The sequence below is a fragment of the Microbispora bryophytorum genome, assembly GCF_006874465.1.
GTDB lineage: Bacteria > Actinomycetota > Actinomycetes > Streptosporangiales > Streptosporangiaceae > Microbispora > Microbispora bryophytorum.
Window position 1 is genome coordinate 230,171 of the sequence record NZ_VIRL01000008.1, and the last position, 26,785, is coordinate 256,955.

Sequence of the window (26,785 nt, forward strand, 5' to 3'; positions counted from 1 at the left end):
CCCTCGGTCGCGGATCGTTCACCGCTGCCAACGACCCGTCCCCGCCGCCCGGTTCCCCGTACGCCGTCACGAGGCGAGCAGGTCGAGGAGGAAGCCGACGACGAACAGGACGAAGGCGAGCCGGCGCAGGAGGTGGAAGGGCCGGGTCCGGTCGACGCCGAAGGCGAGGAGCCGCAGCACGCCCCGATGCGTCCGCCACTTCGCCGCCGACAGCAAAGGGACCGGACGAGCGACCGCGACCAGGAGCGCGGCGGCCGCCAGGACGCCCAGCCAAACCTTCCGGGAGTCGGGCATAGTGTCCCAATCCGGCACGGCTAAGGCGAGCATGGCGGCCCCGGCGACCACCAATGAGCCGGTCTTGAGCAGGTCGTTCCACGTTTCCGCCCTCTCGGCCCTGGCTATGAGAACACGCTCGCGTTCGGGCAGAGACCGGCCGAGGAAGTCGTCGATCCGGCCGCGCGCGTGGTCGCGCTGCTCCATGCAGGGTTCCCGGTGGTTCCGCCGGCACCGGTGCGCCGCGGGAAGCTCGGCGGCCACCTCGGTCCAGAAGGCCACCAGCCTCGCGTGGTCGACTCCCGGCGGCGCATGATCCGGAGGATTCTCGTGGATCCCCGTTATCGGTTTCACCCCAGGCACGCCCGAGGGCACCGTGTAGAAGAAGGAGTCATACAGGGCTTCCCGTACCTCGGCGAGGTGCTGGACCCTCGCCGCAGCCCTCCCCCTGTCCTTCGCCCGCTCGTACCGGTCCTCCGCCCGGTCGATCGCCGCCCGCAGCTTCGCCGTGTCGACCAGGTCGAGGACGACCGCGCATCCAGCGAGGAACTGCAGCCCCTTCCCCGCCCGTCCCCAGAAGAGCATCGAATGCCCCAGCAAACTCAGCCCGGAGGTGGACTGCCCGTCCAGCCACACGGACACCACGTCGAGAAACCCGGCATCCCCCAAAGCCGCCACCGCTCTCCCTCCAACGATCGGCAGGAACAGATCATGGTGGAGAACGCCACACGCGCGAAATCCTTGGGAGCGTCCATCATGGCCGTCCCCGTTCGTCGTAGGGACATGATGGGATTCCGGTGCGAGGAGGACGCATGAAGTACGTGCTGCTGATCTGCGGCGACGAGTCGGCGGCGGAGCACGCCGACGACGGGTGCGGCGGGTGGTCGGAGAAGATGGCGGAGCGCGGCGTGCTCCGGGGAGGCGCCGGGCTGCGCCCGCCGGGCGACGCCACGACGCTGCGGGTGCGCGAGGGCGAGGTGCTGCTGTCGGACGGGCCGTTCGCCGAGACCAAGGAGCAACTCGGCGGGTTCTGCCTGATCGAGTGCGCCGACCTGGACGAGGCCATCGAGATCGCCGCCGCCCATCCCGCCGCGGCGTACGGCACGATCGAGATCCGGCCGCTCCTCGACCTGTGACGCCGCCGGTCGAGGCCGCCGTCGACCGGGCCTTCCGGGAGGAGTGGGGGCAGGTCGTGGCCACCCTCATCCGCTGGACCGGCGACTGGGACCTGGCCGAGGAGTGCGCACAGGACGCCTTCGCCCAGGCCCTCCGGACCTGGCGGCGCGACGGCGTGCCGCGCCGGCCCGGCGCGTGGCTGACCACCGCCGCGCGCAACCGGGCCGTGGACCTGCTGCGCCGCGAAGCGACCGGCGCCGCCAAACTCCGGGAGGTGGCGGGCGTGCTCAGGACGGATGACGACGACGCCGGCGACGAGCCGGACGTGCCGGACGACCGGTTGCGGCTGATCTTCACCTGTTGCCATCCGGCGCTCGCGCTGGAGGCCAGGGTGGCGCTGACCCTGCGCACCCTCGCCGGGCTCGGCACGACCGAGATCGCGCGGGCGTTCCTGGTCGGCGAGCAGGCGATGGCCAAGCGGCTGGCCCGGGCCAAGCAGAAGATCAGGCACGCGGGCATCCCCTATCGGGTGCCGCCCGCCCACCTGCTGCCCGAGCGCCTTCCGGCGGTGCTCGCCGTGCTGTATCTGCTGTTCAACGAGGGCTACTCGGCGACGGCCGGCGCCGACCTCGTACGGCACGACCTCGCGGCCGAAGCGATCCGCCTGGCCCGGGTGCTGGTGCGGCTGATGCCGGACGAGCCCGAGGCGGCGGGCCTGCTCGCGCTGATGCTGCTGCACCACGCACGCCGCGCCGCCCGCCTCGACGAGGCCGGCGACCTGGTGGTGCTGGAGGACCAGGACCGCGGCCGGTGGGACGCCGGCCTGATCGCCGACGGCGTGGCCCTGCTGGACGGCACGCTGCGGCGGGGGCGGCCCGGCCCCTACCAGGTGCAGGCCGCCATCGCCGCCTGCCACGCCACCGCGGCCCGCCCGGAGGACACCGACTGGGCGCAGATCGCCGTGCTGTACGCGCGGCTCGCGCGGCTGGTCCCCTCGCCGGTCGTGGAGCTGAACCGCGCGGTGGCGGTCGGCATGGCACACGGCCCCGCCGCGGGCCTGGCGCTGGTCGACGCCCTGCGGGAGACGGGCGCCCTGGCCGGCTATCACCTGCTGCCCGCCGCCCGCGCCGACCTGCTGCGCCGCCTGGGCCGTACGGCCGAGGCCGCCGGCGCCTACCGGGAGGCGGCCGGGCTGGCCGCCACCGACGCCGAGCGCCGCTACCTCGCCCGCCGCCTCGCCGCCCTCGGCTGACACTTCGCCGCCCTCGCCCGCCGCCTCGCCGCCTCGCCCGCCGCTTCGCCGTCATCTCGGCTGACACGGTCCATCCGGGCCGCGCCCGTTCGTCGGGTGGGCGTACGGACGGACACGACCGGAAGGGCGACGAACGAATGGACACCGATATCCGGCAGCAGATCGCGGCGGAACGCCGCGATCTGGCGGACCTGCTGAGCGAGCTGCCGCCGCACGCGTGGGACGCGCCCTCGCTGTGCGCGGGGTGGCGGGTGCGGGAGGTGGTGGCCCACATGACGATGCCCTACCGGCACTCTGGGCCGCGTGTGCTGGCCGGTCTCGTCAGGGCCCGGGGCAACTTCGACCGGCTGGCCGACCGGCTCGCCCGCCGGGACGCGGCGGCGCTCGGCCCGCGAGAGCTGACCGCGTGCCTGCGGGACAACGCCGAGCACCCCTGGCGCCCTCCGGGCGGCGGCTACGCGGGGGCGCTGTCGCACGACGTGATCCACGGCATGGACATCACCGTGGCGCTCGGGATCGACCGGAGGGTTCCCGGCGACCGGATGCGCGTCCTGCTCGGCAACGCGCTGTCCCCACGCAGCCGCAGGTATTTCGGCGTCGACCTGGACGGTGTCGAACTGCGCGCCGACGACGTCGACTGGTCGCTCGGCACGGGCACCCCGTTGTCCGGCGCCGCGCAGGATCTGGTGCTGGTCCTGTGCGGCCGCCGGCTGCCGGAGGGACGGCTGCGCGGTGAGCCCGCCGCCCGCTTCACCCATTTCATCCACTGAACGCGCTACTTCAGCCGTTGATCGCGCCGATGGAGAGGTCTGTGTGCTTTCGAGCATCAAGAGCGTTAACGTGCTCGGGATCACAGACCTCTCCGGCGGGGGCGAGGAGGCTCCCGGAGGGGACTTGTCCGCTTTGAGCATCCCTGGAGGCCGCTCGATGTCGTCCCACCCTGCTTCCAGCTCCGCGGTCGTCGACCCCGACCCGCTGATCAGGAAGCACCGCACCGCCGGCGCCACGCTCACCGTCACCGCGAACGGCACGCCCCTCGCCGACCGGGAGGTGGTCGTCGCGCAGCGCCGGCACAAGTTCCTGTTCGGCTGCATCGGGTTCGACTTCATTCCGCTGGCCAACGGCGAGACCGCGACGGACGACGGCGAGCGGCGGTCGCTCGGCGAGTCCCCGGCGTCCGGGTCCCAGCAGGTCGCCGACCTGTGGTTCGACCTGTTCAACTTCGCCACGCTGCCCTTCTACTGGGGGCATTTCGAGCCGGTCCGGGGTCGCCCGGACACCGAGCGGCTGCTCACCACGGCGCGATGGTTCGCCGACCGGGGCATCCCGGTCAAGGGGCACCCGCTCACCTGGCACACCGAGACCGCCGGCTGGCTGATGGACCTGTCGAACGCCGAGATCGCCAAGGCCCAGGTGGACCGCATCCGGCGCGACATGACCGACTTCTCCGGCGTGATCGACATGTGGGACGTCATCAACGAGGCCGTGATCATGCCGATCTTCGACAAGTACGACAACGGCATCACCCGGATCTGCCGCGAGATCGGCCGGATCCCGATGGTCCGGATGGTCTTCGACGCGGCCCGCGAGGCCAACCCCCACGCCACGCTGCTGCTCAACGACTTCGACATGTCCGCGGCGTACGAGTGCCTGATCGAGGGTGTGCTGGAGGCGGGCATAAAGATCGACGTGCTCGGCCTGCAGAGCCACATGCACCAGGGTTACTGGGGCGAGGAGAAGACGCTCGCCACGATCGACCGCTTCGCGCGCTACGGCCTGCCCATCCACTTCACCGAGACGACGATCGTCTCCGGCCACATCATGCCGGAGGAGATCGTCGACCTGAACGACTACCAGATCCCCGAGTGGCCGACCACTCCCGAGGGGGAGGCCCGCCAGGCCGACGAGATCGTGCGCCACTACAAGACCCTGCTGTCCCACCCCGCCGTCGAGGCCATGACGTACTGGGGTCTGTCGGACGGCGGCTGGCTCGGCGCGCCGGGCGGCTTCGTTCGTGCCGACGGCACCCCCAAGCCGTCGTACGACGCGCTGCGCTCGCTCGTCAAGGGCGAGTGGTGGCTGCCTCCGACGACGATGGTCACCGACGCGGACGGCCGCGTCCGGTTCGACGGCTTCCTCGGCGAGTACGAGATCACGGCCGGCGGCCGGTCCGTCACGTTCACTCTGGACGAGCCCGGAGACGCCGAGGTGGCCGTGTCCCTCTGAGCCGCCTCTCCCGGTGAGCCGCCTGTCCCCGAAAACCGCCTGTCCCTGAGAGCCGGCTCCCCCCCCGGAAAACCGGCTCTCCTGAAGCGGCCGGAAGAAATTTCCGCGATATCTCCGGCAGGATGTCGAGAATCGGGGAGCCGGCTTCTACCCAGGGGTCAGCGCGCCCACGAGGGGCGGGCGGCAGGAGGAGCGAGACATGAAGTACATGCTGCTGATGCAGTTCGGCTCGGAGAGCGGCATCGCCCCCATGGACACCTGGTCGCCGGAGGACGTCAAGGCGCACATCGAGTTCATGCACGACGTGAACCGCGGGCTCGTCGAGGCCGGCGAGCTCGTGGACGCCCAGGGGCTGGCGATGCCCGGCCAGGCGCGGATCGTGCGGGCCGGTGAGGGCGGCGTTCCCGTCGTCACCGACGGCCCGTTCCCCGAGACGAAGGAGTTCCTGATCGGTTACTGGATCATCGACTGCGAGGGCCCCGAGCGCGCGTACGAGCTGGCGGGCCACATCTCGGCGGCGCCCGGTTTGAACGGCGAGCCGCTCAAGATGCCCATCGAGGTGCGTCAGGTGATGGCGGCTCCGTCCCAGGAACTGTGACCGCGGCCCACCCGCACGTCGACGACCTGCTGCGCCCGCTGGCGCCGCAGGTCGTCGGTGTGCTCACCCGTAGGTTCGGCGACTTCGACGCCGCCGAGGACGCGGTCCAGGAGGCGCTGCTCGACGCCCTCGCCCAGTGGCCCGCCGAGGGTGTGCCGGACAACCCCAAGGGCTGGCTGGTCCAGGTCGCGTACCGGCGGATGATCGAGCAGGTGCGGAGCGAGCAGGCGCGCCGCCGCCGCGAGGAGCTGGTCGCCGCGAGGGATCCCGCAGGCCACCGGACCTCCCCGGCCGCCGACCTGGCGTTCGAGGCGGACGGGGACGACACGCTCGTCATGCTGTTCCTGAGCTGTCACCCCGCACTGACGCCGGCGTCCGCCATCGCCCTGACCCTGCGGGCCGTCGGCGGGCTGACCACGGCCGAGATCGGCAGGGCCTTCATGGTGCCGGAGGCGACGATGGCCCAGCGGATCAGCCGGGCGAAGCAGCGCATCAGGGCGTCGGGGGCGCCGTTCGGCATGCCGGAGCCGGACGAGCGCTCCGCGCGGCTCGCCTCCGTGCTGCACGTGCTCTACCTCATCTTCAACGAGGGGTACACGGCCGGCGGCGGCCCCGGCCTGCACCGCGTCGAGCTGTCCCGCGAGGCGATCCGGCTGGCCAGGACGCTGCACGGCCTGCTGCGAGGTTCCCCGCACGGTGATGCGAGGCCGCCGGACTGCTCGCGCTGATGCTGCTGACCGACGCCCGGCGGCCCGCCAGGACGGGTCCGGGCGGCGTCCCCGTCCCGCTGGCGGAGCAGGACCGCCGCCTGTGGGACCGCGAGGCGATCGCCGAGGGCGGCGCGCTGCTCACGGCCGCCCTACTCCGGGGCGCCGCCGGGCCGTACCAGATCCAGGCGGCGATCGCCGCGGTGCACGACGAGGCGGCGACCGCCGAGGAGACCGACTGGCCGCAGATCCTCGCGTTGTACGGCCTGCTGGAGCGCATGTCGCCCAACCCGATGGTCTCCCTCAACCGCGCCGTCGCCGCCGCGATGGTGCACGGTCCCGCCACCGGGCTGGCCCTGCTCGAACCGCTGGCCGCCGGTTCGCTGGCGGGCCACCACCGCCTGCACACGACGCGCGCGCACCTGCTGGAGATGGCCGGCGACCTCTCGGCGGCGGTCGAGGACTACCGCGCGGCGGCGAGCCTCACGGCCAGCCTGCCCGAGCGCGGCTACCTGACCGCCCGCGCCGCCCGTCTCGGCGCCTCGGTGACGACGCTCTTGACGTCGGATGACGCCCCGCTCTAAGTTGCTGCCGAAACCGACAATTTTCACAATTTTCCCGAAAACAATCGGGCTGGCCGACTGCCCCAGACCGGGCGCGGCACGGCCCGTCGCCGCCACATGATTCGGAGTCCACGTGAAGGTCCTCTACATCGGCGGCACCGGAACGATCAGCTCGGCCTGCGTGGCCGAGTCGGTGCGCCGGGGCCTTGACGTCCACGTGCTCAACCGGGGCCACACCGCTCGGCGCCGTCCCCTGCCCGAGGGGGTCACGACGCTCACCGCGGATGTGCGGGACCGCGACGCGCTCCGCCAGGCCCTGGCCGGGAGGGCGTACGACTGCGTCGTCGACTTCCTCGGCTACACGGCCGAGGACGCGGCGGCGGCGGTGGACCTGCTGGACGGCCACACCGCCCAGTACGTCTACATCAGCAGCGCCTCCATCTACCACAAGCCGGTGCGGCGAGCGCCCTTCACGGAGTCGACCGCCCGGCGCAACCCCTACCTCGCGTACGCCCGAGACAAGATCGCGGCCGAGGACGTCCTGCGCCGCGCCTACGAGGAGCGCGACTTCCCCGTCACGATCGTGCGCCCCTCGCACACCTACGACGACGCGCACCCGCCGCTGCCCGGCGACTGGACGATGTGGGACCGGGTCGTACGCGGCGACGAGATCGTGGTGCCCGGCGACGGCACCAGCCTGTGGACCCTGACGCACGCGGACGACTTCGCCGTCGGCCTCGTCGGCCTGCTAGGCGCCTGGCAGGCGCTCGGCGAGGACTTCCACATCACCTCCGACGAGGCGCTGAGCTGGAACGAGATCTACGAGGTCATCGGGCGGACGGCCGCGACACCGGCCCGGCTCCTCCACCTTCCCGCCGAGTTCCTGCCGCTCGTCGCGCCGGACTGGTTCTGGTCCGACCTGATCGTCGGCGACCTCCAGCACACCGCGTTGTTCGACACCACGAAGATCAGGCGCTTCGTCCCGTCGTTCCGGCCGGTCGTCACCTGGCCGGAAGGGGCCAGGCGGCTGCACGCCTGGCGGTCGGCCCACAAGGAGGAGACCCGGCCCGACGCCGCGACCGACGCGGTGCTGGCCCGGCTCGCCGAAGGGCACCGGGCCGCCTCGGCGGCCGTGGCGCGCCTGGCACCGGACAAAGGTGACGAGCAAGGGTGACGGGTCCAGGTGACCGGCAGGGGTGACCAGTGCAGGTGACCCGTGCAGGTGACTCGTGCAGGTGACCGGCGAAAGTGACGGTTCGTGACGGAAGGACACCCCCGATGCCCCTCGATTCGCGCGACGACCTGACGGTCCCGGACCCGGCGCTGCGCCGGCCGTTCGGGCGCACCGGCCTGGCGGTGACGCCGATCTGCGTCGGCACCAGTCCCCTGGCGAGCATGCCGGGCCTGTACGGGTACGAGGTCGGCGAGCAGCGAGCGCGGGCCACGGTGGAGGCCGTGTTCGACGGGCCGTTCAACTTCCTGGACACCTCGAACAACTACGGCGGCGGCAGCGCCGAACGACGCATCGGCGCCGTGGTCCGCGACCGCGGCGGCGTGCCCGCCGGGTTCGTCCTGGCCACCAAGGTCGACGCGGACCCCGACACCGGCGACTTCTCCGGCGAACGCGTGCGCCGTTCGGCCGAGGAGAGCCTGGAACGGCTCGGCGTCGCCAACGTGCCACTGCTGTATCTGCACGACCCCGAGTTCCACATCACGTTCGAGGAGGCCATGAGCCCCGGCGGGGCGGTGGAGGCGCTGGTCGCGCTGCGGGAGGCCGGCGTCGCCGACCATATCGGCATCGCGGGCGGCCCGGTCGGCCTGTTGCGCAGGTATGTCGCCACCGGCGTCTTCGACGCCGTGATCAGCCACAACCGCTGGACGCTGGTGAACCGCGAGGCCGACCCGCTGCTCGACGAGGCCCGCGAGCGCGGCGTCGCCTTCGTCAACGGCGCGCCGTACGGTGGCGGGATGCTGGTCAAGGGGCCCGACGCCCAGCCCCGCTACGCCTATCGGGACACCGGCGAGTCCGTCCGGAACGCGGTCCGCGCCATGCGACGGGTCTGCGACGCGCACGGCGTGCCCCTCGCCGCCGCCGCGCTGCAGTTCTCGCTGCGCGATCCCCGGGTGACGTCCACCATCGTCGGCGTCTCGGAACCCGAACGACTCGAGGAGACGCTGAACCTCGCCGCCACCCCGATCCCGCCGGCTCTGTGGGACGAGCTCGACCGGCACCTGCCCTCTCCCGCCGCCTGGCTGGACTGATCGCCGGCCCGGCCTCCCGGTCGCCGTCCCCGTGACGGGCCGCGCACCCGGCCCCGCCCCCGCCCCCGCCCCGACGCCGATGCCGACGCCGACGCGAGCCGTCGCAGCCGGACGGCGGGCGCGGGCGGCGAGCACGGACGCGGCCGAGGGGTGCGCTCACAGGAGACCGGCGTCGCGCACCTTCATCGCCACCTGGACGCGGTTGTCGGTGCCGAGCTTGGCGAAGATCCTGGTGACGTTCGCCTTCACGGTGGCGACGCTCATGTAGAGACGCTCGGCGATCTCGGCGTTCGACCTGCCCTGCGCCACCTCGACCGCGACCTCGAGCTCGCGCTCGGTGAGCCTGTCCAGCTCCTCCCGCACCCGCGGGAGGGCCGGTCCGGACCCGCCGGTCGCCGCGGCGATCACCTGCCGGGCGACGCTCGGCGACAGCACGGGCTCGCCCTTTGCCACGGCACGGACCGCCTCGATCATCCGCGGCGGCGGGGTGTCCTTCAGCAGGAAACCGTCGGCGCCGAGTCGCAGGGCCCGCAGCACCATGTCGTCGGCGTCGAACGTGGTGAGCACGAGGATCCGCGGCGGGCCGGGCCGCTCCCGCAACAGGTCGGTGGTGGTCAGCCCGTCCTGGCCGGGCATCCGGATGTCCAGCAGCACCACATCGGGACACAGGTCGCGGATCACCTCCATGGCGCGCAGCCCGTCCTCGGCCTCGCCGACGATGTCGAAGTCGGGTTCGCCGCCGAGGATGAGACGCAGCCCGGTCCGCACCATGGCGTCGTCATCCACTATCACCAGCCGGGTCACGATCCGCAGCCTCCCATGGCAATCGGACATCAAGGATGAATCGCCCGTCCTGGATCGTATGACTCAGGGTGCCGCCGGCCATCCTCGTTCGCTCCGCCAGACCCACCAGGCCCAGCCTGCCGCCCGGACCGGGGACCGAGCCGGAGCGCGTGGGGTTCGTCACCCGGATCCGCAGGTCCTCCCCCGGTCGTCCGCCGAGTTCGGCGGTGACGCTGGCGCCCGGCGCGTGCTTGCGCGCGTTGGTCAGTGCCTCCTGCACGATCCGGTAGGCGTGCCGGCCCGTCTGCGCGGGCAGCGACTCCCGGCCGTCGATGCTGTCGTCCACCTCGACCCGCTGGCCGGCGGCGCGGACCTCGCCGAACAACGCGTCCAGATGGGCCAGGTCGGGCTGCGGCGCCTCCACGGCGCCGTCGTCGCGGAGCGTGCGCAGCACCGTGCGCAACTCGTTGAGCGATTGGTGCGCGTTCTCCTGGATGGCGAGCGCGGCCTCACGCGTCTGCTCCGGGCCGAGGTCGGTCCGGTAGGCCAGGCCGCCGGCCAGCATCGCCAGCAGGGAGATCCGGTGTGCGAGCACGTCGTGCATCTCCTGAGCGATCTTGACGCGCTCCGCCAGCCGCGCCTGGTCGATCCGCTGACGCTGCTCACGCTCGGCGGCCCGCGCCCGCTCGCGCAGGGACAGCTCCAGGTCGCGGCGCCCGCGCAGGTAGAGGCCGAACACGGTCAGGCCGCCGAGAATCGTCAGCCCCGACACCGAGGAGACGAACGTGGCCTGGTCTACGCCGCCCAAAGACCCGCCGACCAGCAGGAACACCACGGACGCGACCGCGACCGGGACCGTCCGGCTCCATCGGCGATGGGTCACCAGGGACACGTACGCGACCTGCGCGGGGCCGGTCGCCGTGGCCGAGAACGTGGTCAGCAGGGCGGTCGCCAGGGCGATCTGCCACGGCCACCGGCGCCGCCACCGCATCAGGACCAGCCCGATCAGACCGAGCGCCCAGTCGATCAGCGCCTGCGGGAGGCGGTCGCCGTCGTGCATGACGAGCCAGGCCAGCACCATGCCGTGGAAGAGCATCGGCACCACGGCGCACAGGTAACGCAGCGCGACCCCCTGCCTGTCCAGGGGTGGCTGGTAGTCCGGTCGGCCGTGCACAGCCCCACAGCTTAAGGACCCCACCGAACTGGTCGTAGCGACCTGGGTCGACCTGTGGACAACCGTGGGTATCGCCCGCGGGCGAAAGGCCGGGCCCGGCGTCGAGACGCGCCGGACCCCGGTCCGATGCGGCGGCGTCCGCATTCGCGGTGGACTGGGCGGCGTGATCGAGTTCAACCATGTCAGCAAGATCTATGGAAAGGCGAAGGCGCTCGACGACGTGACCTTCACCGTCGCAGCCGGGAGCGTCACCGGCTTCCTCGGGCCCAACGGCGCCGGAAAGTCGACGGCTCTGCGCATCCTGGTGGGGCTGTCGCGCCCCTCCTCCGGTTCGGCGACCGTCCTCGGCCTGCCGTACGCCGGGATGGCCTGCCCCGGCCTGCGGGTCGGCACCCTGCTCGACGCCGGGGCCCGGCATCCGGGCCGCACCGGCAGAGAGGTCCTCACGCTCGGCGCGATAACGCTCGGACTGCCGCGGACCCGGGTCGGCGAGGTGCTCGACCTGGTGGGGCTGACCGAGCGGGAGAGCCGGCGGACGGTCGGCGGCTACTCCCTCGGGATGCGCCAGCGGCTCGGCATCGCACACGCCCTGCTCGGCACTCCCGCGGTTCTCATCCTGGACGAGCCCGCCAACGGTCTCGATCCCCAGGGCATCCACTGGATGCGCCGCCTGCTGCGCGACCTCGCCGACTCCGGATGCGCCGTGCTGCTCAGCTCGCACCTGCTGCACGAGGTGGAACAGGTGGCGGACCACATCGTGATGATCGGCAGGGGACGCGTGCTCGCCCAGGGCACGACCGGCGAGCTCGGCCGGGGCCGCGGCCTCGAAGAGACCTTCCTCGAACTCACCGCGCACGCGGACCGGGGCCCGGGCTCCACCGCGTCCCCGGGCTCCACCGCGTCCCAGGAAATCGGCGCGTCCCCGGAAACCGGCACCGGCCGGGGCGGCGCATGACCCGCGCCGGCGACCGCCCGACCGACATCACGGCACCGAGCCCCGTCACGAAGGACGACAAGATGAACGCCGACCGGCCGATCCCGTTCCGCAGGCTGCTTGCGGTCGAATCCCGCAAGCTCGTCGACACCCGCAGCGGCATGATCATCGCCTTGGTCATGGTCGGGCTGGTGGCCGCGTCCGTCGTCGCGCGCGGCGCCGTCGCCGGGCCGAAGCTGCAGACCCTGGTGGGCACGGCGGGGATCGCCCTCGGCACCCTGCTCCCGGTGCTCGGCATCCTCACCGTAACCGGCGAGTGGGCGCATCGCACGGCGCTGACCACCTTCGTGCTCGAACCGCGCCGCCATCGCGTCGTCGCCGCCAAATGCCTGCCGCCCCTGCTCGCGGCGGTGGCGCTCTCCCTGTTCGCCATGCTGGTCGCGGTGCCGGCCACGGCCGTCGTGTCCGGAGTGCAGAACGTGCCCGCCGTCTGGGAGGTCCAGCCTCTCGCGCTGCTCGGCTGGACCGGGGGGAACGTCCTCGTGGCCGCGGCGGGCCTCGCCCTCGGCGCGCTGCTTCTCAACGCGCCCGCGGCGATCGTGATCAACTTCTCGACTCCGGTCCTGTGGGCCGTCGTCGGCAGACTCGACTCCGCCGGCGCGACCCTCGCCGAGTGGCTCGACCTCGGCACCACCGCCGCTCCGCTGACAAGCGGCGACATGACCTGGAGCGAGGGAGCCAGGCTGGCCACGTCGGTCGCCTTCTGGATCGCCATCCCCATGGCCGCCGGCCTGGTCCGCGTGCTCCGCAAGGAGGTGACCTGACCGGCCGCGGTTCCTGCGGGTGTCAGCCGAGCCGGCGCAGGATGTGCTCCCGGGCGGCGGCGTCGCCGGGGCCGCCCCGCTCCGCGAGACGTTCCGCGACGTACCGGCGGTGGGCCTCGTCCACGTTCCCGCCGTACTTGAACTTGCCGGCGACCTTCTGCACGGCCAGCCGGAGGCCGCGGATGCCCGGCAGGCGCCGGTGATGCTCGGCGGGGTCGGCGAGACCGCGGTCCAGGCGGGCGAGCTGCGCACGCAGGATGCCGAGCTTCCCGTCGGGGTCGTCGACGATCTCCGCGTGACAGACCAGCTGGACGGCCGCGTAGTACGTCGTGGGGACGCCGAGCCGGGGATCCTCGCCGGCGCCGGGCAGCGCCTTCCACGCCCCCTCGACGTACGCCCAGTCACCGGCCACGGCCATGACCACGGCGGGGTTCTCCTCGATCGCCGACCAGACGGGGTTCGGCCGGGCGAGGTGCAGCAGGATCGTGGACGCGTCGGCGAGGAGGAACTGCGTCGGCACGACCACCGGCACGTCGCGGTCGCGTCCGGACGCGATGAGGTGACCGAACTCGTTCGCTCGGACGAAGGCCAGCGCCTCCTCGTCCGGGGAGGCGTCCCAGGGATGGATCAGCACCTCTTCACTCTACGCACCCGCCCCGGTGATCCACCGCGCCCGAGCGGCCGCCCGGACCCGTCGCCGAAGGTCACATTCGGCGGAGGAGCAGGGTGACGAAACCGAGGGCACCCCGATAGCCGTCGAGCCACATGTCGCGATGCTCCCTCATCACGGCGAGGGCCTGCTCGCCGTCGGGGCCGGGGTTGTCCGCGGCCCAGCGCGCAAGCGTGCCGGTCCACGACCACTCGTACTCGTCCCATTCCGCCAGGTCGCTCACGTGGGCGTAGACGGTCAGCCAGCCCTTGGACTCGGCGGCCTCCACCGTGCCCGCCAGGTCCGGATATTCGCCGATCGCTTCGGCGACCTCGGGAGTGGGAGGGCGTTCCCAGTACGCCTCCCCCAGGAGTGCGAGGCCGCCGGGCCGTACGAACCGGGCAAGCGCCTCCATCGTCTCCGTCAGCCCGCCGAAGGCGTGCGTAGCGCCCACGCACAACCCCAGGTCGTACGGCTGGGGGGCCGTGAAGGCGTCGGCCGGCGACGTGTGCAGCGTCAGCCGGTCGGCCACTCCCCGCCTCGTGGCCGCCTCGTTCGCGGACGCCACCGCGTGCGGCGAGATGTCGACGCCGTCGGCGCGGGCGGACGGGACGAGTTCGAGCGCCCGGAGCGACCACTCGCCCTCGCCGCATCCCAGGTCGAGGATGCGCGCTCCCTCCGGCAGCGCGGCGCGGCGCAGCAGCCGGTCGAGGTTGGCGTCCGAGATCGGCGCGGCGATCGGGTGATCACGATGGGCGATGGCACTGAGCAGTTGTCGATCCACCGCGCCATCCTGCCCGCATGAGCGAAGCGACCGCATCCGCTTATCGCGGGTGCCGGTCCCGCCGAAGTGACCGGCCGGAGGCGGATCGGCCGCGGCGGGCGGCGGTTCAGCCGGTCCAGGAGCTGTTGAGGAAGGACATCACCATCGGCACCATGAGCGGCCCGATCACCGCGGCATAGAGGATGATCACCGACCGGTGGCGGGCACCCGCCCGGCCGACGAGCACGAACAGCGGCCACCACAGCAACGCCGACCTGGGGATCGACATGTAGAACGTGGAGGTCACCAGCGCGCCCAGCTGCAACCCGACGTAGACGAACTCGGCCCAGCGGCGGGTGACGAGCAGCCAGACGAGCAGGAGCACCCCGACGATCGCCGCCGCTATCTCGAGCCGGAACATCGGCCCGAACCCTTCGTCACCGCCGGTCGAGTCCCACGTCGCGCGGAACGCCTCCCAGGGCCAGACCGGTTTCCGTCCCCATCCGGTCTGCTGCGCGCTGTTCCAGGCCAGCCAGTCACCCGTACGGGAGTACTGATAGGCGGCGTACGCGAAGAGCGGCGCGAACGGCAGCACCAGCCAGGCTCCCCGCCGCCAGCCCGCCCAGCCGTCCCTCCGGATGCGGCTCACCACGAACTCGACGATCAGCGCGACGGCCAGGAACAGGCCAGTGATCCGTACGCAGGACGCCCCGGCGGCCAGGGCACAGGCCAGCGGCCAGGTGCGGTGGCGGGCCGCCAGCCAGGCGGGCAGCGCGAAGGCGAGGAACAGCGCCTCGGAGTAGCCGGCGAACAGGAAGACGGCGGGCGGGCACAGCAGCAGCGCCACGACGGCCCAGCGGCCCGCACCGACGGGCCCTTCGAGGTCGGCGAGCCGGGCCAGCGCCACCACGGCCACCGCGCCGGCCACGAACGAGATGATCAGGCCGGCCAGGATCCAGTCGCCGACCACCAGATGCACCAGGCGCATCGCCAGCGGCATGCCGGGGAAGATGGCCGGCAGCCCGGGGTCGGGCTCCAGCTTCGGATCGCCGTCGTATCCGAACTCCGCGATCTTCCGGAACAGGCCGACGTCCCAGTGTTTCCACCGCTCCAGCAGCGGGGCGTGGCTCTGACCGGAGACGATCAGGACTCCGTAGAGCGCCGCGAGGAGTATGCCCGCCCTGGTGCCCACCCATATCAGTAGCGCGTCCCGGACGGTGGCGCTGCGCCGCAGCGGTTCGGCGGCGGTCTCCCCGGCGGGGAGACCCTCGTGCCCGGCGGCCTCCGCGTCCGGCCCGGTTCGCTCCCCGCGCTCGGGGTCGTGCTCAGCTTCCTCGACGAAAGCCGTCACGTGCCGTCTCCTCTCGCGCCTGCCGGCCCTCGCCGCGCGCGGCGTCCTACCGCTTCAGAGCACGACGTCTTTCCGCCTCGAAGCGAGAGCCCGTCCCCCGGACCGCTGCTGCTCCCTGGGCCGTACGCGGCGAGCGGCGGCCGCGCCTGTGATCGCCAATGGTGTCAATCGCCCGGAGTGTGCACCAGAGGGACTCCGGCGTCGCCCGCGCGGGCCACCGATGACCTCGGGTTTTCTCCGTGACGGGCCGGGACGGCCGGCGCCTCGGCTGAAAGTTGCAGCGGCCGGAGGACCGGGCGCCCGGTGAACTGGGAGATCCGGGGACTCATGCCGTGTGGACAACCACCGGCAGGAACACCTTGATCCGTACGCAGAGAAGTCGGGACAATCTCCCCGGTATTCACATCGAATCGCATTCATCCCTTTCACCGCCGCCCGTACGGCGACGCGTGGCATGCCGGCGTTCCCTACCACCGCGACCCACAAGGCAGCGGAGGACGGCGGCGACCGCAGGGTCGGCCAACCCGACGACCCGCCGACAGAAAGGATCGTGATGAGTCATTCACCGCAACGCCTGGGCGTGGTCGCCGAATCGGCGCCGGGCGAGACACGCGTGGCGGCCACCCCGGCCACCGTCCCGCAGTTGGTCTCGCTCGGCTACGAGGTCATCGTCGAATCGGGCGCCGGCAGCCGGGCGGGCTTCACCGACGACGCGTACGCCAGGACCGGGGCGCGGATCGCCGGCCGCGAGGAGACGTGGGACACCGACGTCGTGCTCAAGGTGAACGCGCCGTCGGCGGACGAGATCGCGGCGCTGCGCGAGGGAGCGACGCTCGTCTCCCTGATCGGCCCGGCGGCCAATGCCGACCTGGTGGACGCGCTCGCGCGACGGCCGATCACCGCGCTCGCGATGGACGCCGTGCCGCGCGTGTCCCGTGCGCAGTCGCTCGACGTGCTGAGCTCGATGGCGAACATCGCCGGTTATCGCGCCGTCATCGAGGCGGCGCACGCGTTCGGGCGGCTGTTCACCGGTCAGGTGACCGCGGCGGGGAAGGTCCCCCCGGCCAAGGTCCTGGTGGCGGGCGCGGGCGTGGCGGGGCTGGCGGCCATCGCCACGGCGAGCAGCCTGGGCGCGGTCGTACGGGCGACCGACCCCCGCCCCGAGGTCGCCGAGCAGGTGCGCTCGCTGGGCGCGGAGTTCCTCGACGTCGGGGTCGCCCAGGTGGCGAGCACGGACGGGTACGCCCGGGAGACCTCGCGGGACTACGACCGCCGCGCCGCCGAGATGTACGCCGAGCAGGCCGCCGACGTGGACATCGTCATCACCACCGCCCTGATCCCCGGACGTCCCGCCCCCCGGCTGCTCACGGCCGGGCACGTGGCGCGCATGCGCCCGGGCAGCGTCGTCGTCGACATGGCCGCCGCGCAGGGCGGGAACGTCGAGGGCACCCGGCCCGGAGAGGCGGTCGTGACCGGGAACGGCGTGACCATCATCGGCTACACCGACCTCGCGGGGCGGCTGCCGGCGCAGGCCTCGCAGCTCTACGGCACCAACGTCGTCAACCTGATGAAGCTGCTCACCCCCGGCGAGGACGGCCGGCTCGTGCTGGACTTCGACGACATCGTGCAGCGCGCGATGACCGTCGTCCGCGACGGCGAGAAGACCTGGCCGCCGCCGCCCGTGCCGGTGAGCGCGGCCCCCGCCCCCGCCCCCTCCGCTCCGGTGCGGGGAACGGCGGCGGCGCCCGCCGCGAGCCCGCCGACCCCGTCGCCGGGACGGCGACGCCATCTGGTCACCGCCGCCGTCGCCGCCGCGCTGTTCCTCCTGACCGCCTTCTCGCCGAACGCGCTGATCGAGCACGTCACCGTCTTCGTCCTGTCGATCGTCATCGGCTACTACGTCATCGGCAACGTCCACCACGCGCTGCACACGCCGCTGATGTCGATCACCAACGCCATCTCCGGGATCATCGTGGTCGGCGCGCTGCTCCAGATCGGCCAGGGCGGCACGGTCGTCGCCGTCCTGTCGTTCGTCGCCATCCTGCTGGCGAGCATCAACATCGTCGGCGGCTTCGCCGTGACCCGGCGCATGCTCGGCATGTTCACGAGGAGCTGACCGTGACCCTCGCCACGGCCGCACAGGCCGCCTACATCGTCGCCGCCCTGCTGTTCATCCTCAGCCTCGCCGGCCTGTCCAAGCACGAGACCGCCCGCTCCGGCGTCACGCTGGGCATCTCCGGCATGGTCATCGCGCTCGCCGCGACGGTCGTCCTCGCCGCGGACGGCGGCGAGACCCTCGCGGTGGTCCTGCTCCTGGCCGCGATGGCGATCGGCTCCGCCGTCGGGCTCTGGCGGGCCCGGATCGTCGAGATGACCGCCATGCCGGAGCTCATCGCCATCCTGCACAGCTTCGTCGGCCTCGCCGCCGTCATGGTCGGCTGGAACGGCTTCCTGGAGGTCGAGAACGGCGGCGGGGCGCAGGAGGCCGTTTCCGGCTCGCTGCTGGGCGTCCACCACGCCGAGGTGTCCATCGGCGTGTTCATCGGGGCGCTCACGTTCACCGGGTCGGTCGTCGCGTTCCTCAAGCTGTCGGCCCGGATCGACTCCCGCCCGATGATGCTGCCGGGCAAGAATCACCTGAACCTGGGCGCGCTCGCGGCGTTCGCGGTCCTGACCGTGCTCTTCGTGATCTTCCCGAACCTCGGGCTGCTCATCGCGCTGACCGCCGTGGCGCTGCTGCTCGGCTGGCACCTGGTCGCATCCATCGGCGGCGGGGACATGCCCGTCGTCGTCTCGATGCTGAACAGCTACTCGGGGTGGGCCGCCGCGGCGTCCGGCTTCCTGCTCGACAACAACCTGCTGATCGTCACCGGCGCCCTCGTGGGCTCGTCCGGCGCCTACCTGTCGTACGTGATGTGCCAGGCGATGAACCGGTCGTTCGTCTCCGTGATCGCCGGGGGTTTCGGCATCGAGGCGGGCCCCGCCGGAGACCACGACTACGGCGAGCACAGGGAGATCACCGCCGCCGAGACCGCCGGCCTGCTCAAGGAGGCCAAATCCGTCGTCATCACCCCCGGGTACGGCATGGCGGTCGCGCAGGCGCAGTATCCGGTCGCCGAACTCACCCGCAAACTGCGGGAACGCGGCGTCGAGGTGCGCTTCGGCATCCACCCGGTCGCCGGCCGCCTGCCCGGTCACATGAACGTCCTGCTCGCCGAGGCCAAGGTGCCGTACGACATCGTCCTCGAAATGGACGAGATCAACGACGATTTCGCCACCACGTCGGTCGTCCTCGTGATCGGCGCCAACGACACCGTCAATCCCGGGGCCGTCGAGGACCCGGACAGCCCCATCGCCGGGATGCCCGTCCTGCGCGTGTGGGAGGCGGAGAACGTGGTCGTCTTCAAACGGTCGATGGCCACGGGGTACGCCGGGGTGCAGAATCCCCTGTTCTTCCGGCACAACAGCGCGATGCTCTTCGGCGACGCCAGGCAACGCGTCGAGGAGATCGTCTCCGCGCTCTGACCGTGTGATCGACGCCTCCCGGCCGCGGTCACCCCTGCTCGATCTTCGTCAGTCCGAAACCGAGCTGGCAGTAGAGCTCCAGCTGGTCGAAGTATTCGCGGTGCGTGACGATCCTGCCGTTCGTCACGAAGGTCGAGCAGGTGGCGCGCAGAGTGATGTGGCGTCCCGTTCCCTCTATCTCCCGCCCGTCCGGCAACGGGAAAGGACCTTTATGGGTGCCGGTGTAGGTCCACTCCGTCACGGCGGGGTTGTCGCAGTCGCCGAGCTCGAACCAGGCCGTCGCGCGGAAGTGACGTACACGGCTCCCGCGCCTGCGGGCCACGATCCAATGCACAAGAGCTGTTGCACAATGGCTCTTGTCTATTAGGGTGGGCGGGTGACTGATCGTCCGACGCGTGACGTACGCGACTCGAAGGTGCTCGCCGCGATGTCCCACCCGCTGCGCCGGCGGCTGCTCGACATCCTGCGGGTGGACGGGCCCTCGACGGCGTCGGTGCTCGCCGGCAGGACCGGGCAGGCCGTCGGCAACATCAGCCATCACCTCAAGGTCCTCGCCGCGAGCGAACTCGTCGAGGAGGTGCCGGAGCTCGCGCGTGACCGCCGGGAGCGCTGGTGGCGCAGGTCGCCGGACGTCCTCAGCTGGTCGGCGTCGGACTTCCCCGACGATCCCGTTGCCGCGGCGGCGGAATCGCTCGTCCTCGACCGGCAGACCGCGCTCGTACGGCAGTGGTTCGCCGAGCGTGACGGCTACCCGGAGCCGTGGCGGCGAGCGGCGTTCACCACCGACCACTGGGCGAGGCTGTCGGTCGCCGAGCTCGCCGAGCTGGAAGAGAAGATCTTCGCCCTGTTCGCCTCGCTGGCCGACCGGGAGGTTCCCGACGACGGAGAGCAACGCGAGCTCGTCTTCCTCACCGTCCGCGCCGTACCGGGCCGACCGTGACCATGACGCCGGTCGTACGCGGCGGACTGCTGGGGACTCGCGACTTCCGGTTGCTGTGGATCGGCGAGACGACGAGCACGCTCGGCAGCTCCGTCGGCGGCGTGGCGCTTCCGCTGGTCGCCGTGATGACCCTGCACGCGAGCCCGCTCACCGTCGGACTGCTGACCGCGGCCGCCTGGCTGCCGTGGCTTCTGGTCGGACTGCCCGCAGGCGCATGGGTGGACCGGCTGCCGAAACGGCCGGTGATGCTGGTGTGCAACACCGTTTCCATGGCGATGTTCGCGAGCGTGCCGATCGCGGCATGGCTCGGCGCGCTGACGACGACGCACCTGCTCGTGGTGGCCACGACGGGCGGCGCGGCAAGGGTGTTCTTCACCCTCGCCTACCGGGCCTACCTGCCCGTGCTGGTCGACAGTGAGCGGCTGCTGGAAGCCAACGCCAAGCTCCAGGGCAGCGAATCGGCCGCGCAGATCGCCGGTCCCGGGCTGGCGGGGCTGCTCGCGCAATGGTTCGGCGCGGTCAGCGGCGTACTGGCCGATGCGGTCAGCTTCGCGATCGCCGTGCTGTGCCTGCGTTCTGTGGGCACGCGCGAGACGCGCCGGGAGGGTGCCGCGAAGCGGCGGCTGCGCGCGGAGATCCGCGACGGGCTGCGGTTCGTCGTCCGCGACCCCTACCTGCGCACGCTCACCGCCTTCGGCGCGATGTCCAACATCGCGCTGGTGGGCTACTCGTCGATCCAGGTCATGTTCCTCACCCGGGATCTCGGCGCCGGAGCGGGACAGGTGGGTGTCGTGCTGGCGGCGGCGAGCTCGGGCGGCCTGTTCGGCGCCGCGCTGTCCGGCCGGATGGCCACACGATTCGGAGCGGCACGGGGATTCCTGCTGTGCGAGGCGCTCGCCGCACCGATGGCTCTGCTCGGGCCGATCGGCAGCGGCGGCACGGGACTGGTGCTCTTCACCGCCGCCGGCCTCGGCACCGGCCTGGGCGTCGTGGCCTCGAACATCCTGACGAGCACCTTCCGCCAGCACTACTGCCCGGCCGAACTGTTCGGACGGATCACCGCGAGCGCCTCGGCCCTGAACTACGGCGCGATCCCCCTCGGCGGGCTGCTCGGCGGCCTGCTGGGCGAGTCGATCGGCGTACGCGAGACCCTGATGCTGATGGCCGTCGTCCAGCTCCTCTCGGTCGCCGTCCTGCTGCTCGGCCCGTTCCGCTCCCTGCGCGACTTCCCCACCTCCCGCCGTCCTGTCGACCGCGCTGAACCGGTCCTTCATCGCCACACCGGCAAAACATGACCAGAAGGGGAACGGCACCGGACGCCCTGGGCGCGTTGCTGGACAGGTCGCTCGCGCAGATCGCGGAGGCGTCCGCAGACGCACGGACGTACGACCGGCAAACGATCAACGAGGTCGCGGACGTGTGGGACAACAACACCGTCCCTCTGTTCCATGCTGCGACCGCCCGCACCTCCGTTGGGCGGGAACGACGTGCCCGCGCAGCCCTTGCATTGATGGCCGAGCTCGGACCGGAGCGGCGGCGCTGGATGGTCGAGCAGGCCGCAGCAGTGGGGCACTCCCTGGAGCTACTGCTGCCGCCACCGATGGCGAAGCCCCGGCGCAGCAGGGACTACCGGGGGCACGTGACTCCCCCGTTCATGCCACTGACGGCCGGTGCCGCGCTCGAACTCGCAACCGACTACGACCTCGCCGCCGCCGAGGTCCGCACCCTGCTGATCGAACGTGTCGGCGGACGACTGACCGGGTCACTCGTCCTGGTCGCCCCGCGCCGCTACGACGGTGGCCCACAGGCGGGAGATCCGCCCGAGCTGCACCTGCGGCTGGAGAACATCATCGACGTACGATTCGACTCCGATGACCGGCGGGGAGCATCCCTGCGCTGCCGGGCAGAGGAGACAGTCATCGGTGTCGGCGCGGGCGGAAGGCTGCTCGTCACCAGCGGCACCGTGGATATCGATGACCCGGCGTGGCATCTTTCCACCGCCGGCCGTGCCGCCGACCAGCGGACCCCACCTCGTGAGGAACAACCCCGCCGCACACCTGAGCGACAGCGGCCACGACCGGAGGGCGCGGTCCTGGTCGCCGCCAGGATCATGCACATCGCGATGCTCGAGATCCGCACGGTCGGCTACGCCCACTTCGCCGATCGAGTCCCCGTCCGGCTGCTTGCCGGCGCGCTCACCGGCGCGGGGACGGACATCCTGGCCGCAGGCGCCCTCCGAGGCGGCCGCCGCGAAAGAGCCTTCCGCAACCTGGTCGAGACGTGGATCAAGAACGGCGGCCCCGCTCTGGCACCCTGGTTCACCGACGAGCTACGTCAGATCGCCGACTCGGAACCGCTCCCGGACGCCACCAGAGGATGGATCGGAGGAATCACCGCGCAGGGGGCGGCGCTCCCGCACCTCGGGACAGGACAGGATCTCGACCCACCGCTGGAGGCTGAGCTCCGGCTCGCCGAGTACACAGCCGCACACACCCGTTACACGACGCCGAGGGGCTCCTCCGCCGTCGTGCTTCTCGCCCACCCACCCACCGGACAGGACTCCCTGAGCCGGTGTTGGCGGCTGCGCGTTTTCGACGTGGACGATGTGAGCCGGTTCCGGCTCCGATCCGATGCCTTCCATGGTTCACACGAACTACGGACAGACAGGGAGTCGGTCGCACAGGAATCCTTGATCCTCGGCCGCGACTCCCTTGATGTGCGCGGGAGCAGATCCCGGCGTTGACGCAGGGTGCCGAGAGAGGGAGCACCCGGTCCCCAGACGAGATCCGTCATTGCGCGCCACGCAGCGTGAGCAGGTATGTCGCGGTGAGCGCGACGGCACGGTCGTCGTCGTTCGACAGATCGGCGAGGGCACGCGACGTCGTGGTCCCCGGAATGTCCGCGAGCGCCTGTGTCAGCCGCCGGCGTGCGGACGCTTCGACGTCGCCCCGGGCGAGGCGGCCCACGAGCCCGGTCGCGATCTGATCCGTCGACGCGGGATCACTCGCCAGCGCGCTCAGCGCGTCGGCCGCATCGACGTCGTTCGCCCCCTCGACGATCATGTCGATGAGCGTCGGGACCGCGTTGGCCACTCCACGGGTCCCGAGCGCCAGAGCCGCGCTCCTGCGCACCACGACGTCGGAGTTCGTGAGGGCCTGCCGCAGCAGCGCGGTGGCCGCACCGCCCGGGATCTCGGCGATGGACTGGACGGCGCGTCTGCGCACCTCGGCCACCGGCGAGCCGAGGCCCTCCGCCAGCAGCGGCAGTCCGGTGTCGCCCGATCGCGCCAGAGCCCATCGAAGGGCTCCGGCGACGTTCGGGTCCGTCTCGCTCAGCGCCGCCTCGGCCAGGGCTTCCACCGGCACCGGACCCTCTTCGGCCGAGGACAGGGCCGCGCGCTGGCGCTTCCCGGCGCTCTCCGACCCCAAGGCCTGAAGGAGTGCCACGGTCCGGAGGACGTCCTCCCAGCCGGCGGGTTCCGCGGCATCGATCCGGCGCAGTCGCGTGAGCAGTTCCGTCTCGGCCGCGATGCGTTCTCGCGTCTGGCGGATGAGGTCGTCGACGAGTCCCGAGGGCGTGAAGCCGGGATCATCCAGCGCAAGCCCGACTTCACGCAGCGACAGCCCCAATGACCGCAGGCTCTCGATATGGAAGATCCGCCGGATGTCCTCGCTGGAGTACTCCCGATAGCCGGCCTCGCTACGACCCGTCGGCCGCACCAGGCCGAGCGACTCGTAATGCCTGAGCATGCGGGCGCTGACCCCGGACCGTCGTGCCACATCACCGATCAACACCGCCTGTCACCCCTCCTGGCCGTCCGTGCCGAGGACCGCGACGCGCTTCGCCTCCTCGATCGCGAACTCGAACCCGGCGTCCGGGTCGCGCAACAGTCGTTCCGTGGCGATCGCGTGCTGACGCACGCGAGGGTCGCGATCCGTCATCGCGGCACCCAAGGGCCCCATGATCACCTTACCGAGCGCGATCAGCGCCCGGCTGAGGCTCAGCTGCGTCTCACGCTCACCGCGTCCGAGCTGCGTCGCCAACACCCCGGCCAGCTCCGATTCTTCACCTTCCGGCGCGAGTACGACCGCCGCTCGCCAGGCGCTGCGCGCCACCTCGTCGTCGGCGTCAGTCAGCAGCTCCCGGGTGATCGCCGGCCACGCCTGCCTGTCTCCGATCTTGGACAGCGTGTGCAACGCCTGGCTCCGCGCCTGTGCGCGCTCCGAGCCAAGTTCGCCGATCAGCTTCGGAACCGTCGCCGATGGCGAGTGGCGGGTGAGCGCCCACGTGAGCATGTCGCGCACGTAGAAATCGGGCTCGATCGCGCATCGTTCGATGAGCGTGTCGACGAACCGCGGGTCCGGGGTCGTGCCGGCCGCCAGCACGGCCTGCAGTCGCACCGACGAGCTGCTGCTCTCCAGGGCCTGAAGAGCGTGCAACGTGCTCGTGTCGTCCCCCGGCATCGTCACTTCCCGCATCATTTCCGGCGTGGTCACCGTCGGCATGGTCACTTCCGGCATGGACACCTCCGGCATGGACACTTCGGGCGTGGTCATCGGAACCATCACCTCCTCGGCCCACAGTCAAGCCCTTGTCACTGTGTCAAGGTCAAGCGGAGCCGCGGCCCCCGTAGCTTGAGACAGCGGCGTGAGACAGCGGCTTCAGACGGGCGGGAGGTGCTCATCCCCGGCTCGGCATGCCGGTCCGGCCGAGGTCCCGAGGAGTCGCGTCGAGGTCATCCGGTCAACCGGCGCAGTGGTTGTCGGCGAGGGATCGGTTCGCGTCGGGGTTGCCGAGGGACACCGCCGCCTTCCAGTCGGCGCAGGCGGCGCCGGTGTCGCCCAGGCGGGATTCGGCCACTCCACGCTGGTAATAGGCGTCGGCGTACTCAGGGATCAGTCCGATCGCCGCGTTCAGATCGGATATCGCCCCGCGCGGGTTGCCCAGCCCGATTCCAGCCGCTCCCCGGGAGTAGTAGGCCTCCGCCAGCTGCGGGTCATAGGCGATGGCCGTGGAAAGGTCCGCGTACGCGCCGGAGTAATCGCGCAGGGCGACTTTGACCTTACCCCGCTCGCTGTAGGCGGCCGCGAAAGTCGGAAGCCGCGACACCTCGTAGTCGAGCTCGCTGAGTGCGCCGGTGTAGTCGCGGTCGTGATATTTGATCAGGCCGAGATAGTGGTGCGCCAGGACGAAGTCCGGGTCGAGTGCGGCGGTGCGCTCGAAATCCGCCGTGGCGTCGGTGTAGTTTCCGTCGCGGAATCTGGCGATGCCCCGGCTGTTGTACGTGAACGCGACGCCCGGTTCTTTCGCGATGGCGTCGCTCATGATGGTTTCCGTGCTCTGCCAGGCCGTGTTCCGGATGACGGTCAGCGTGGCGAAGACGATCGCGAACACCGCCATCGCCCCGATCGCGCCGACACGCAGCCGACGACCACGGTGCCGGAGCGCGGTGTCCGTGAAATATCCGGCGATGAGGAACAGGCCGAGATACGGCAGGTACGCATATCTGTTCGCGTGATAGCCGTCGATGAGAAGCACGGCCTGGGTCGGCGCGATGGTGACCGCGAAGAACCCGAGCCCGAAGACGATGATTCTGCGCGCCGGCCGCACCAGCCACAAAGCGGCGGTTCCGGCCGCGAGCACGAACGGGAAAAGGTAGAGGTACCAGGGGAACGGCGTGTGGGGGTACTCGTAGGCGAGGGACAGGTGAAACGGATAGACCGACTGCACCAGATGGTTCACCAACGCCGAGCAGCCCAGAAGAATCCGGTCGACAACGGAGTACCCGTGCTGCGGGACCACATCCTGCCGCACGTTCAGCGCGACGAGAACCGTGATCGCCGCGATGACGAGAAACGGGATCTTCTCCAGGAACAGGCGCCGGCTCGGCCTGCGGCCCTGCACGTGGTCCACGAGGAACAACACCAGGGGAAGCGCGACGGCGGTCGACTTGGACAGCGCCGCCAGCCCGAACAGGACCACGGACCAGGCCAACGACCGCTGGCGCTGTGACGTGATGTACCGCAGGTAGACCAGGAGCGCGGCCAGTGAGAAGAGCGTGGCCAGCAGGTTGCTGCGGGCGGAGATCCAGGCGACCGTGTCGACGTTCACGGGATGGATCGCGAACGCCACCGCGACGAAGCAGGCCAGGAAACCGCGCTCGGTGAGCCGGCGGACCAGCAGGAACACCAGCGCCACATTGGCCAGGTGCAGGATCAGGTTCGTGAAGTGATACATGCCGATCGCGCCGTGGCCGAACAGATAATCGATCGCGTACGACACGTACACCAGCGGCGTATACATGAACTGCAGCGGCGTGGTGAACCAGTGGCCGATGTTGGTCCCGCTGAACTCCCGGATGGAGACGTTGTCGACCACGCCCTCGGGGTCATCGAAATAGATGAAGCCGTTGCCGAGGCCGTTGGCATGCACGGCGAATGCTCCCGCGACGATCAGGAACAGAATCTGCCATCGCAGGGAAGAGTCCTGCGTGCTGGTCGTAGGTCTGCGCGCGGCGGCATAGCGAGCACCGCGGCGAACGGCCGGGCGAGCGGGCGTCATCACACGCCTCCAGTGAGCGTCGTCGCTGTCGGGCGTCCCAGTCCGCCGGCATTCTTTCGCCGGCTTTCCGGTTGTCCGCGACAAGGCCGAGGGGCGGGCCTTCCCGGAAACCGTGGACCGCCTCGGACTGTACGCCGCACTGATCCAACCCGGTATCGGCTGCGGCCCGTTTCGTCCGGCAGAGCGGCCTGATCAGGCGAGCTCGTCCACGGCGGCGAGGCGGTCTCTGAAAGGATCAGATCGGCGGCCGCACATTCAGCGATGTCCTGCAAACGGCCGGACGG

The 26,785-nt window shown here is 71.3% G+C and carries 26 protein-coding genes; 16 read left to right on the forward strand and 10 right to left on the reverse strand.

All coding sequences use genetic code 11. From position 1 onward, the window contains the following. Window positions 1-66 precede the first annotated feature (66 nt). Complete coding sequence (locus FLX07_RS17475; protein WP_142571853.1) at window positions 67-951, reverse strand: hypothetical protein; 885 nt, start codon at window positions 949-951, stop codon at window positions 67-69. A 134-nt stretch (window positions 952-1,085) separates the two neighbouring features. Between FLX07_RS17475 and FLX07_RS17480 the strand changes: the two genes are divergently transcribed. The 9 genes from FLX07_RS17480 to FLX07_RS17515 all read left to right on the forward strand — a co-directional run bounded on the left by FLX07_RS17480 (window position 1,086) and on the right by FLX07_RS17515 (window position 8,997). After that, the gene (locus FLX07_RS17480) at window positions 1,086-1,409 is read left to right on the forward strand and encodes a YciI family protein (protein WP_142571854.1); all 324 of its coding nucleotides are present in this window, start codon (window positions 1,086-1,088) and stop codon (window positions 1,407-1,409) included. After that, window positions 1,406-2,641: an RNA polymerase sigma factor gene (locus tag FLX07_RS17485; RefSeq protein ID WP_142571855.1), complete on the forward strand. Its 1,236-nt coding sequence runs from the start codon at window positions 1,406-1,408 to the stop codon at window positions 2,639-2,641. The genes FLX07_RS17480 and FLX07_RS17485 overlap by 4 nt, the downstream gene beginning before the upstream one ends. Window positions 2,642-2,778: 137 nt before the next feature. Continuing rightward, window positions 2,779-3,411, forward strand: coding sequence for a maleylpyruvate isomerase family mycothiol-dependent enzyme (locus FLX07_RS17490; RefSeq protein ID WP_142571856.1), 633 nt, complete (start codon window positions 2,779-2,781; stop codon window positions 3,409-3,411). A gap of 157 nt (window positions 3,412-3,568) precedes the next feature. Next, the gene (locus FLX07_RS17495) at window positions 3,569-4,867 is read left to right on the forward strand and encodes an endo-1,4-beta-xylanase (protein ID WP_142571857.1); all 1,299 of its coding nucleotides are present in this window, start codon (window positions 3,569-3,571) and stop codon (window positions 4,865-4,867) included. 199 nt (window positions 4,868-5,066) lie between these two features. Continuing rightward, window positions 5,067-5,465 carry a YciI family protein gene (locus FLX07_RS17500; RefSeq protein WP_142571858.1) on the forward strand — a complete coding sequence of 133 codons (399 nt, stop codon included), beginning with the start codon at window positions 5,067-5,069 and terminating at the stop codon, window positions 5,463-5,465. Continuing rightward, entirely contained in the window at window positions 5,462-6,193 is a 732-nt protein-coding gene (locus FLX07_RS38710; RefSeq protein ID WP_308424422.1) for an RNA polymerase sigma factor, read from the forward strand. The genes FLX07_RS17500 and FLX07_RS38710 overlap by 4 nt, the downstream gene beginning before the upstream one ends. Then, window positions 6,193-6,756 carry a DUF6596 domain-containing protein gene (locus tag FLX07_RS38715; protein WP_308424423.1) on the forward strand — a complete coding sequence of 188 codons (564 nt, stop codon included), beginning with the start codon at window positions 6,193-6,195 and terminating at the stop codon, window positions 6,754-6,756. Before FLX07_RS38710 ends, FLX07_RS38715 begins: the two co-directional genes overlap by 1 nt. Before the next feature lie 112 nt (window positions 6,757-6,868). After that, window positions 6,869-7,909 (forward strand): NAD-dependent epimerase/dehydratase family protein, encoded by a 1,041-nt coding sequence (locus tag FLX07_RS17510; protein WP_142571859.1) that lies wholly within the window; start codon window positions 6,869-6,871, stop codon window positions 7,907-7,909. 104 nt (window positions 7,910-8,013) lie between these two features. Further along, window positions 8,014-8,997 (forward strand): aldo/keto reductase, encoded by a 984-nt coding sequence (locus FLX07_RS17515; protein ID WP_142571860.1) that lies wholly within the window; start codon window positions 8,014-8,016, stop codon window positions 8,995-8,997. Window positions 8,998-9,153: 156 nt separating this feature from the next. Here FLX07_RS17515 and FLX07_RS17520 read toward each other — a convergent pair whose 3' ends face one another. Together FLX07_RS17520 and FLX07_RS17525 are read right to left on the reverse strand one after the other, a co-directional pair. Then, window positions 9,154-9,801, reverse strand: a complete 648-nt coding sequence (locus FLX07_RS17520) for a response regulator (RefSeq protein WP_229689813.1) — start codon at window positions 9,799-9,801, stop codon at window positions 9,154-9,156. Further along, complete coding sequence (locus tag FLX07_RS17525) at window positions 9,776-10,954, reverse strand: sensor histidine kinase (protein WP_167748282.1); 1,179 nt, start codon at window positions 10,952-10,954, stop codon at window positions 9,776-9,778. The genes FLX07_RS17520 and FLX07_RS17525 overlap by 26 nt, the downstream gene beginning before the upstream one ends. A 163-nt stretch (window positions 10,955-11,117) precedes the next feature. Between FLX07_RS17525 and FLX07_RS17530 the strand changes: the two genes are divergently transcribed. Continuing rightward, a complete protein-coding gene (locus tag FLX07_RS17530) occupies window positions 11,118-11,909 on the forward strand; it encodes an ABC transporter ATP-binding protein (protein WP_142571863.1) in 792 nt (263 codons plus the stop codon). Further along, window positions 11,906-12,712, forward strand: coding sequence for an ABC transporter permease (locus FLX07_RS17535; protein WP_142571864.1), 807 nt, complete (start codon window positions 11,906-11,908; stop codon window positions 12,710-12,712). The genes FLX07_RS17530 and FLX07_RS17535 overlap by 4 nt, the downstream gene beginning before the upstream one ends. A 22-nt stretch (window positions 12,713-12,734) precedes the next feature. On the opposite strand, the gene FLX07_RS17540 is transcribed toward FLX07_RS17535, so the two are convergent. From FLX07_RS17540 to FLX07_RS17550, 3 genes are all read right to left on the reverse strand, one after another. Further along, window positions 12,735-13,346 (reverse strand): FMN-binding negative transcriptional regulator, encoded by a 612-nt coding sequence (locus FLX07_RS17540; protein WP_142571865.1) that lies wholly within the window; start codon window positions 13,344-13,346, stop codon window positions 12,735-12,737. Between the two features lie 70 nt (window positions 13,347-13,416). After that, window positions 13,417-14,145 (reverse strand): SAM-dependent methyltransferase, encoded by a 729-nt coding sequence (locus FLX07_RS17545; RefSeq protein WP_142571866.1) that lies wholly within the window; start codon window positions 14,143-14,145, stop codon window positions 13,417-13,419. Between the two features lie 106 nt (window positions 14,146-14,251). Next, window positions 14,252-15,475, reverse strand: coding sequence for a hypothetical protein (locus tag FLX07_RS17550; RefSeq protein ID WP_229689814.1), 1,224 nt, complete (start codon window positions 15,473-15,475; stop codon window positions 14,252-14,254). A gap of 553 nt (window positions 15,476-16,028) precedes the next feature. Between FLX07_RS17550 and FLX07_RS17555 the strand changes: the two genes are divergently transcribed. Both FLX07_RS17555 and pntB read left to right on the forward strand, forming a co-directional pair. Next, window positions 16,029-17,591, forward strand: a complete 1,563-nt coding sequence (locus FLX07_RS17555) for a Re/Si-specific NAD(P)(+) transhydrogenase subunit alpha (protein ID WP_142571867.1) — start codon at window positions 16,029-16,031, stop codon at window positions 17,589-17,591. 2 nt (window positions 17,592-17,593) lie between these two features. Beyond that, window positions 17,594-19,000, forward strand: a complete 1,407-nt coding sequence (gene pntB, locus FLX07_RS17560) for a Re/Si-specific NAD(P)(+) transhydrogenase subunit beta (RefSeq protein WP_142571868.1) — start codon at window positions 17,594-17,596, stop codon at window positions 18,998-19,000. A 28-nt stretch (window positions 19,001-19,028) separates the two neighbouring features. On the opposite strand, the gene FLX07_RS17565 is transcribed toward pntB, so the two are convergent. After that, window positions 19,029-19,322 (reverse strand): ester cyclase, encoded by a 294-nt coding sequence (locus FLX07_RS17565; RefSeq protein WP_229689815.1) that lies wholly within the window; start codon window positions 19,320-19,322, stop codon window positions 19,029-19,031. A gap of 54 nt (window positions 19,323-19,376) precedes the next feature. Between FLX07_RS17565 and FLX07_RS17570 the strand changes: the two genes are divergently transcribed. From FLX07_RS17570 to FLX07_RS17580, 3 genes are read left to right on the forward strand one after another with little or no spacing between them, the layout of a single operon-like run. Continuing rightward, window positions 19,377-19,940, forward strand: a complete 564-nt coding sequence (locus FLX07_RS17570; protein WP_229689816.1) for a winged helix-turn-helix domain-containing protein — start codon at window positions 19,377-19,379, stop codon at window positions 19,938-19,940. 2 nt (window positions 19,941-19,942) lie between these two features. Further along, the gene (locus FLX07_RS17575) at window positions 19,943-21,235 is read left to right on the forward strand and encodes an MFS transporter (protein ID WP_142571906.1); all 1,293 of its coding nucleotides are present in this window, start codon (window positions 19,943-19,945) and stop codon (window positions 21,233-21,235) included. Beyond that, the gene (locus FLX07_RS17580) at window positions 21,232-22,683 is read left to right on the forward strand and encodes a hypothetical protein (RefSeq protein ID WP_142571871.1); all 1,452 of its coding nucleotides are present in this window, start codon (window positions 21,232-21,234) and stop codon (window positions 22,681-22,683) included. Before FLX07_RS17575 ends, FLX07_RS17580 begins: the two co-directional genes overlap by 4 nt. Window positions 22,684-22,729: 46 nt before the next feature. Here FLX07_RS17580 and FLX07_RS17585 read toward each other — a convergent pair whose 3' ends face one another. From FLX07_RS17585 to FLX07_RS17595, 3 genes are all read right to left on the reverse strand, one after another. Next, on the reverse strand, window positions 22,730-23,734 hold the full coding sequence (locus FLX07_RS17585; RefSeq protein WP_142571872.1) for a HEAT repeat domain-containing protein: 1,005 nt from the start codon (window positions 23,732-23,734) through the stop codon (window positions 22,730-22,732). Window positions 23,735-23,740: 6 nt separating this feature from the next. Next, on the reverse strand, window positions 23,741-24,475 hold the full coding sequence (locus FLX07_RS17590) for a HEAT repeat domain-containing protein (protein WP_223853499.1): 735 nt from the start codon (window positions 24,473-24,475) through the stop codon (window positions 23,741-23,743). A gap of 208 nt (window positions 24,476-24,683) precedes the next feature. After that, window positions 24,684-26,372 (reverse strand): tetratricopeptide repeat protein, encoded by a 1,689-nt coding sequence (locus FLX07_RS17595; protein WP_167748283.1) that lies wholly within the window; start codon window positions 26,370-26,372, stop codon window positions 24,684-24,686. Window positions 26,373-26,785: the final 413 nt, after the last annotated feature.

Coding starts and splice junctions, on each gene's coding strand:
- FLX07_RS17580 (WP_142571871.1), top strand. CDS start 21,232: ATGACCAGAAGGGGAACGGCACCGGACGCCCTGGGCGCGTTGCTGGAC.
- FLX07_RS17575 (WP_142571906.1), top strand. CDS start 19,943: ATGACGCCGGTCGTACGCGGCGGACTGCTGGGGACTCGCGACTTCCGG.
- FLX07_RS38715 (WP_308424423.1), top strand. CDS start 6,193: ATGCTGCTGACCGACGCCCGGCGGCCCGCCAGGACGGGTCCGGGCGGC.
- FLX07_RS17495 (WP_142571857.1), top strand. CDS start 3,569: ATGTCGTCCCACCCTGCTTCCAGCTCCGCGGTCGTCGACCCCGACCCG.
- FLX07_RS17590 (WP_223853499.1), bottom strand. CDS start 24,475: ATGCCGGAGGTGTCCATGCCGGAAGTGACCATGCCGACGGTGACCACG.
- FLX07_RS17500 (WP_142571858.1), top strand. CDS start 5,067: ATGAAGTACATGCTGCTGATGCAGTTCGGCTCGGAGAGCGGCATCGCC.
- FLX07_RS17480 (WP_142571854.1), top strand. CDS start 1,086: ATGAAGTACGTGCTGCTGATCTGCGGCGACGAGTCGGCGGCGGAGCAC.
- FLX07_RS17515 (WP_142571860.1), top strand. CDS start 8,014: ATGCCCCTCGATTCGCGCGACGACCTGACGGTCCCGGACCCGGCGCTG.
- FLX07_RS17535 (WP_142571864.1), top strand. CDS start 11,906: ATGACCCGCGCCGGCGACCGCCCGACCGACATCACGGCACCGAGCCCC.
- FLX07_RS17490 (WP_142571856.1), top strand. CDS start 2,779: ATGGACACCGATATCCGGCAGCAGATCGCGGCGGAACGCCGCGATCTG.
- FLX07_RS17555 (WP_142571867.1), top strand. CDS start 16,029: ATGAGTCATTCACCGCAACGCCTGGGCGTGGTCGCCGAATCGGCGCCG.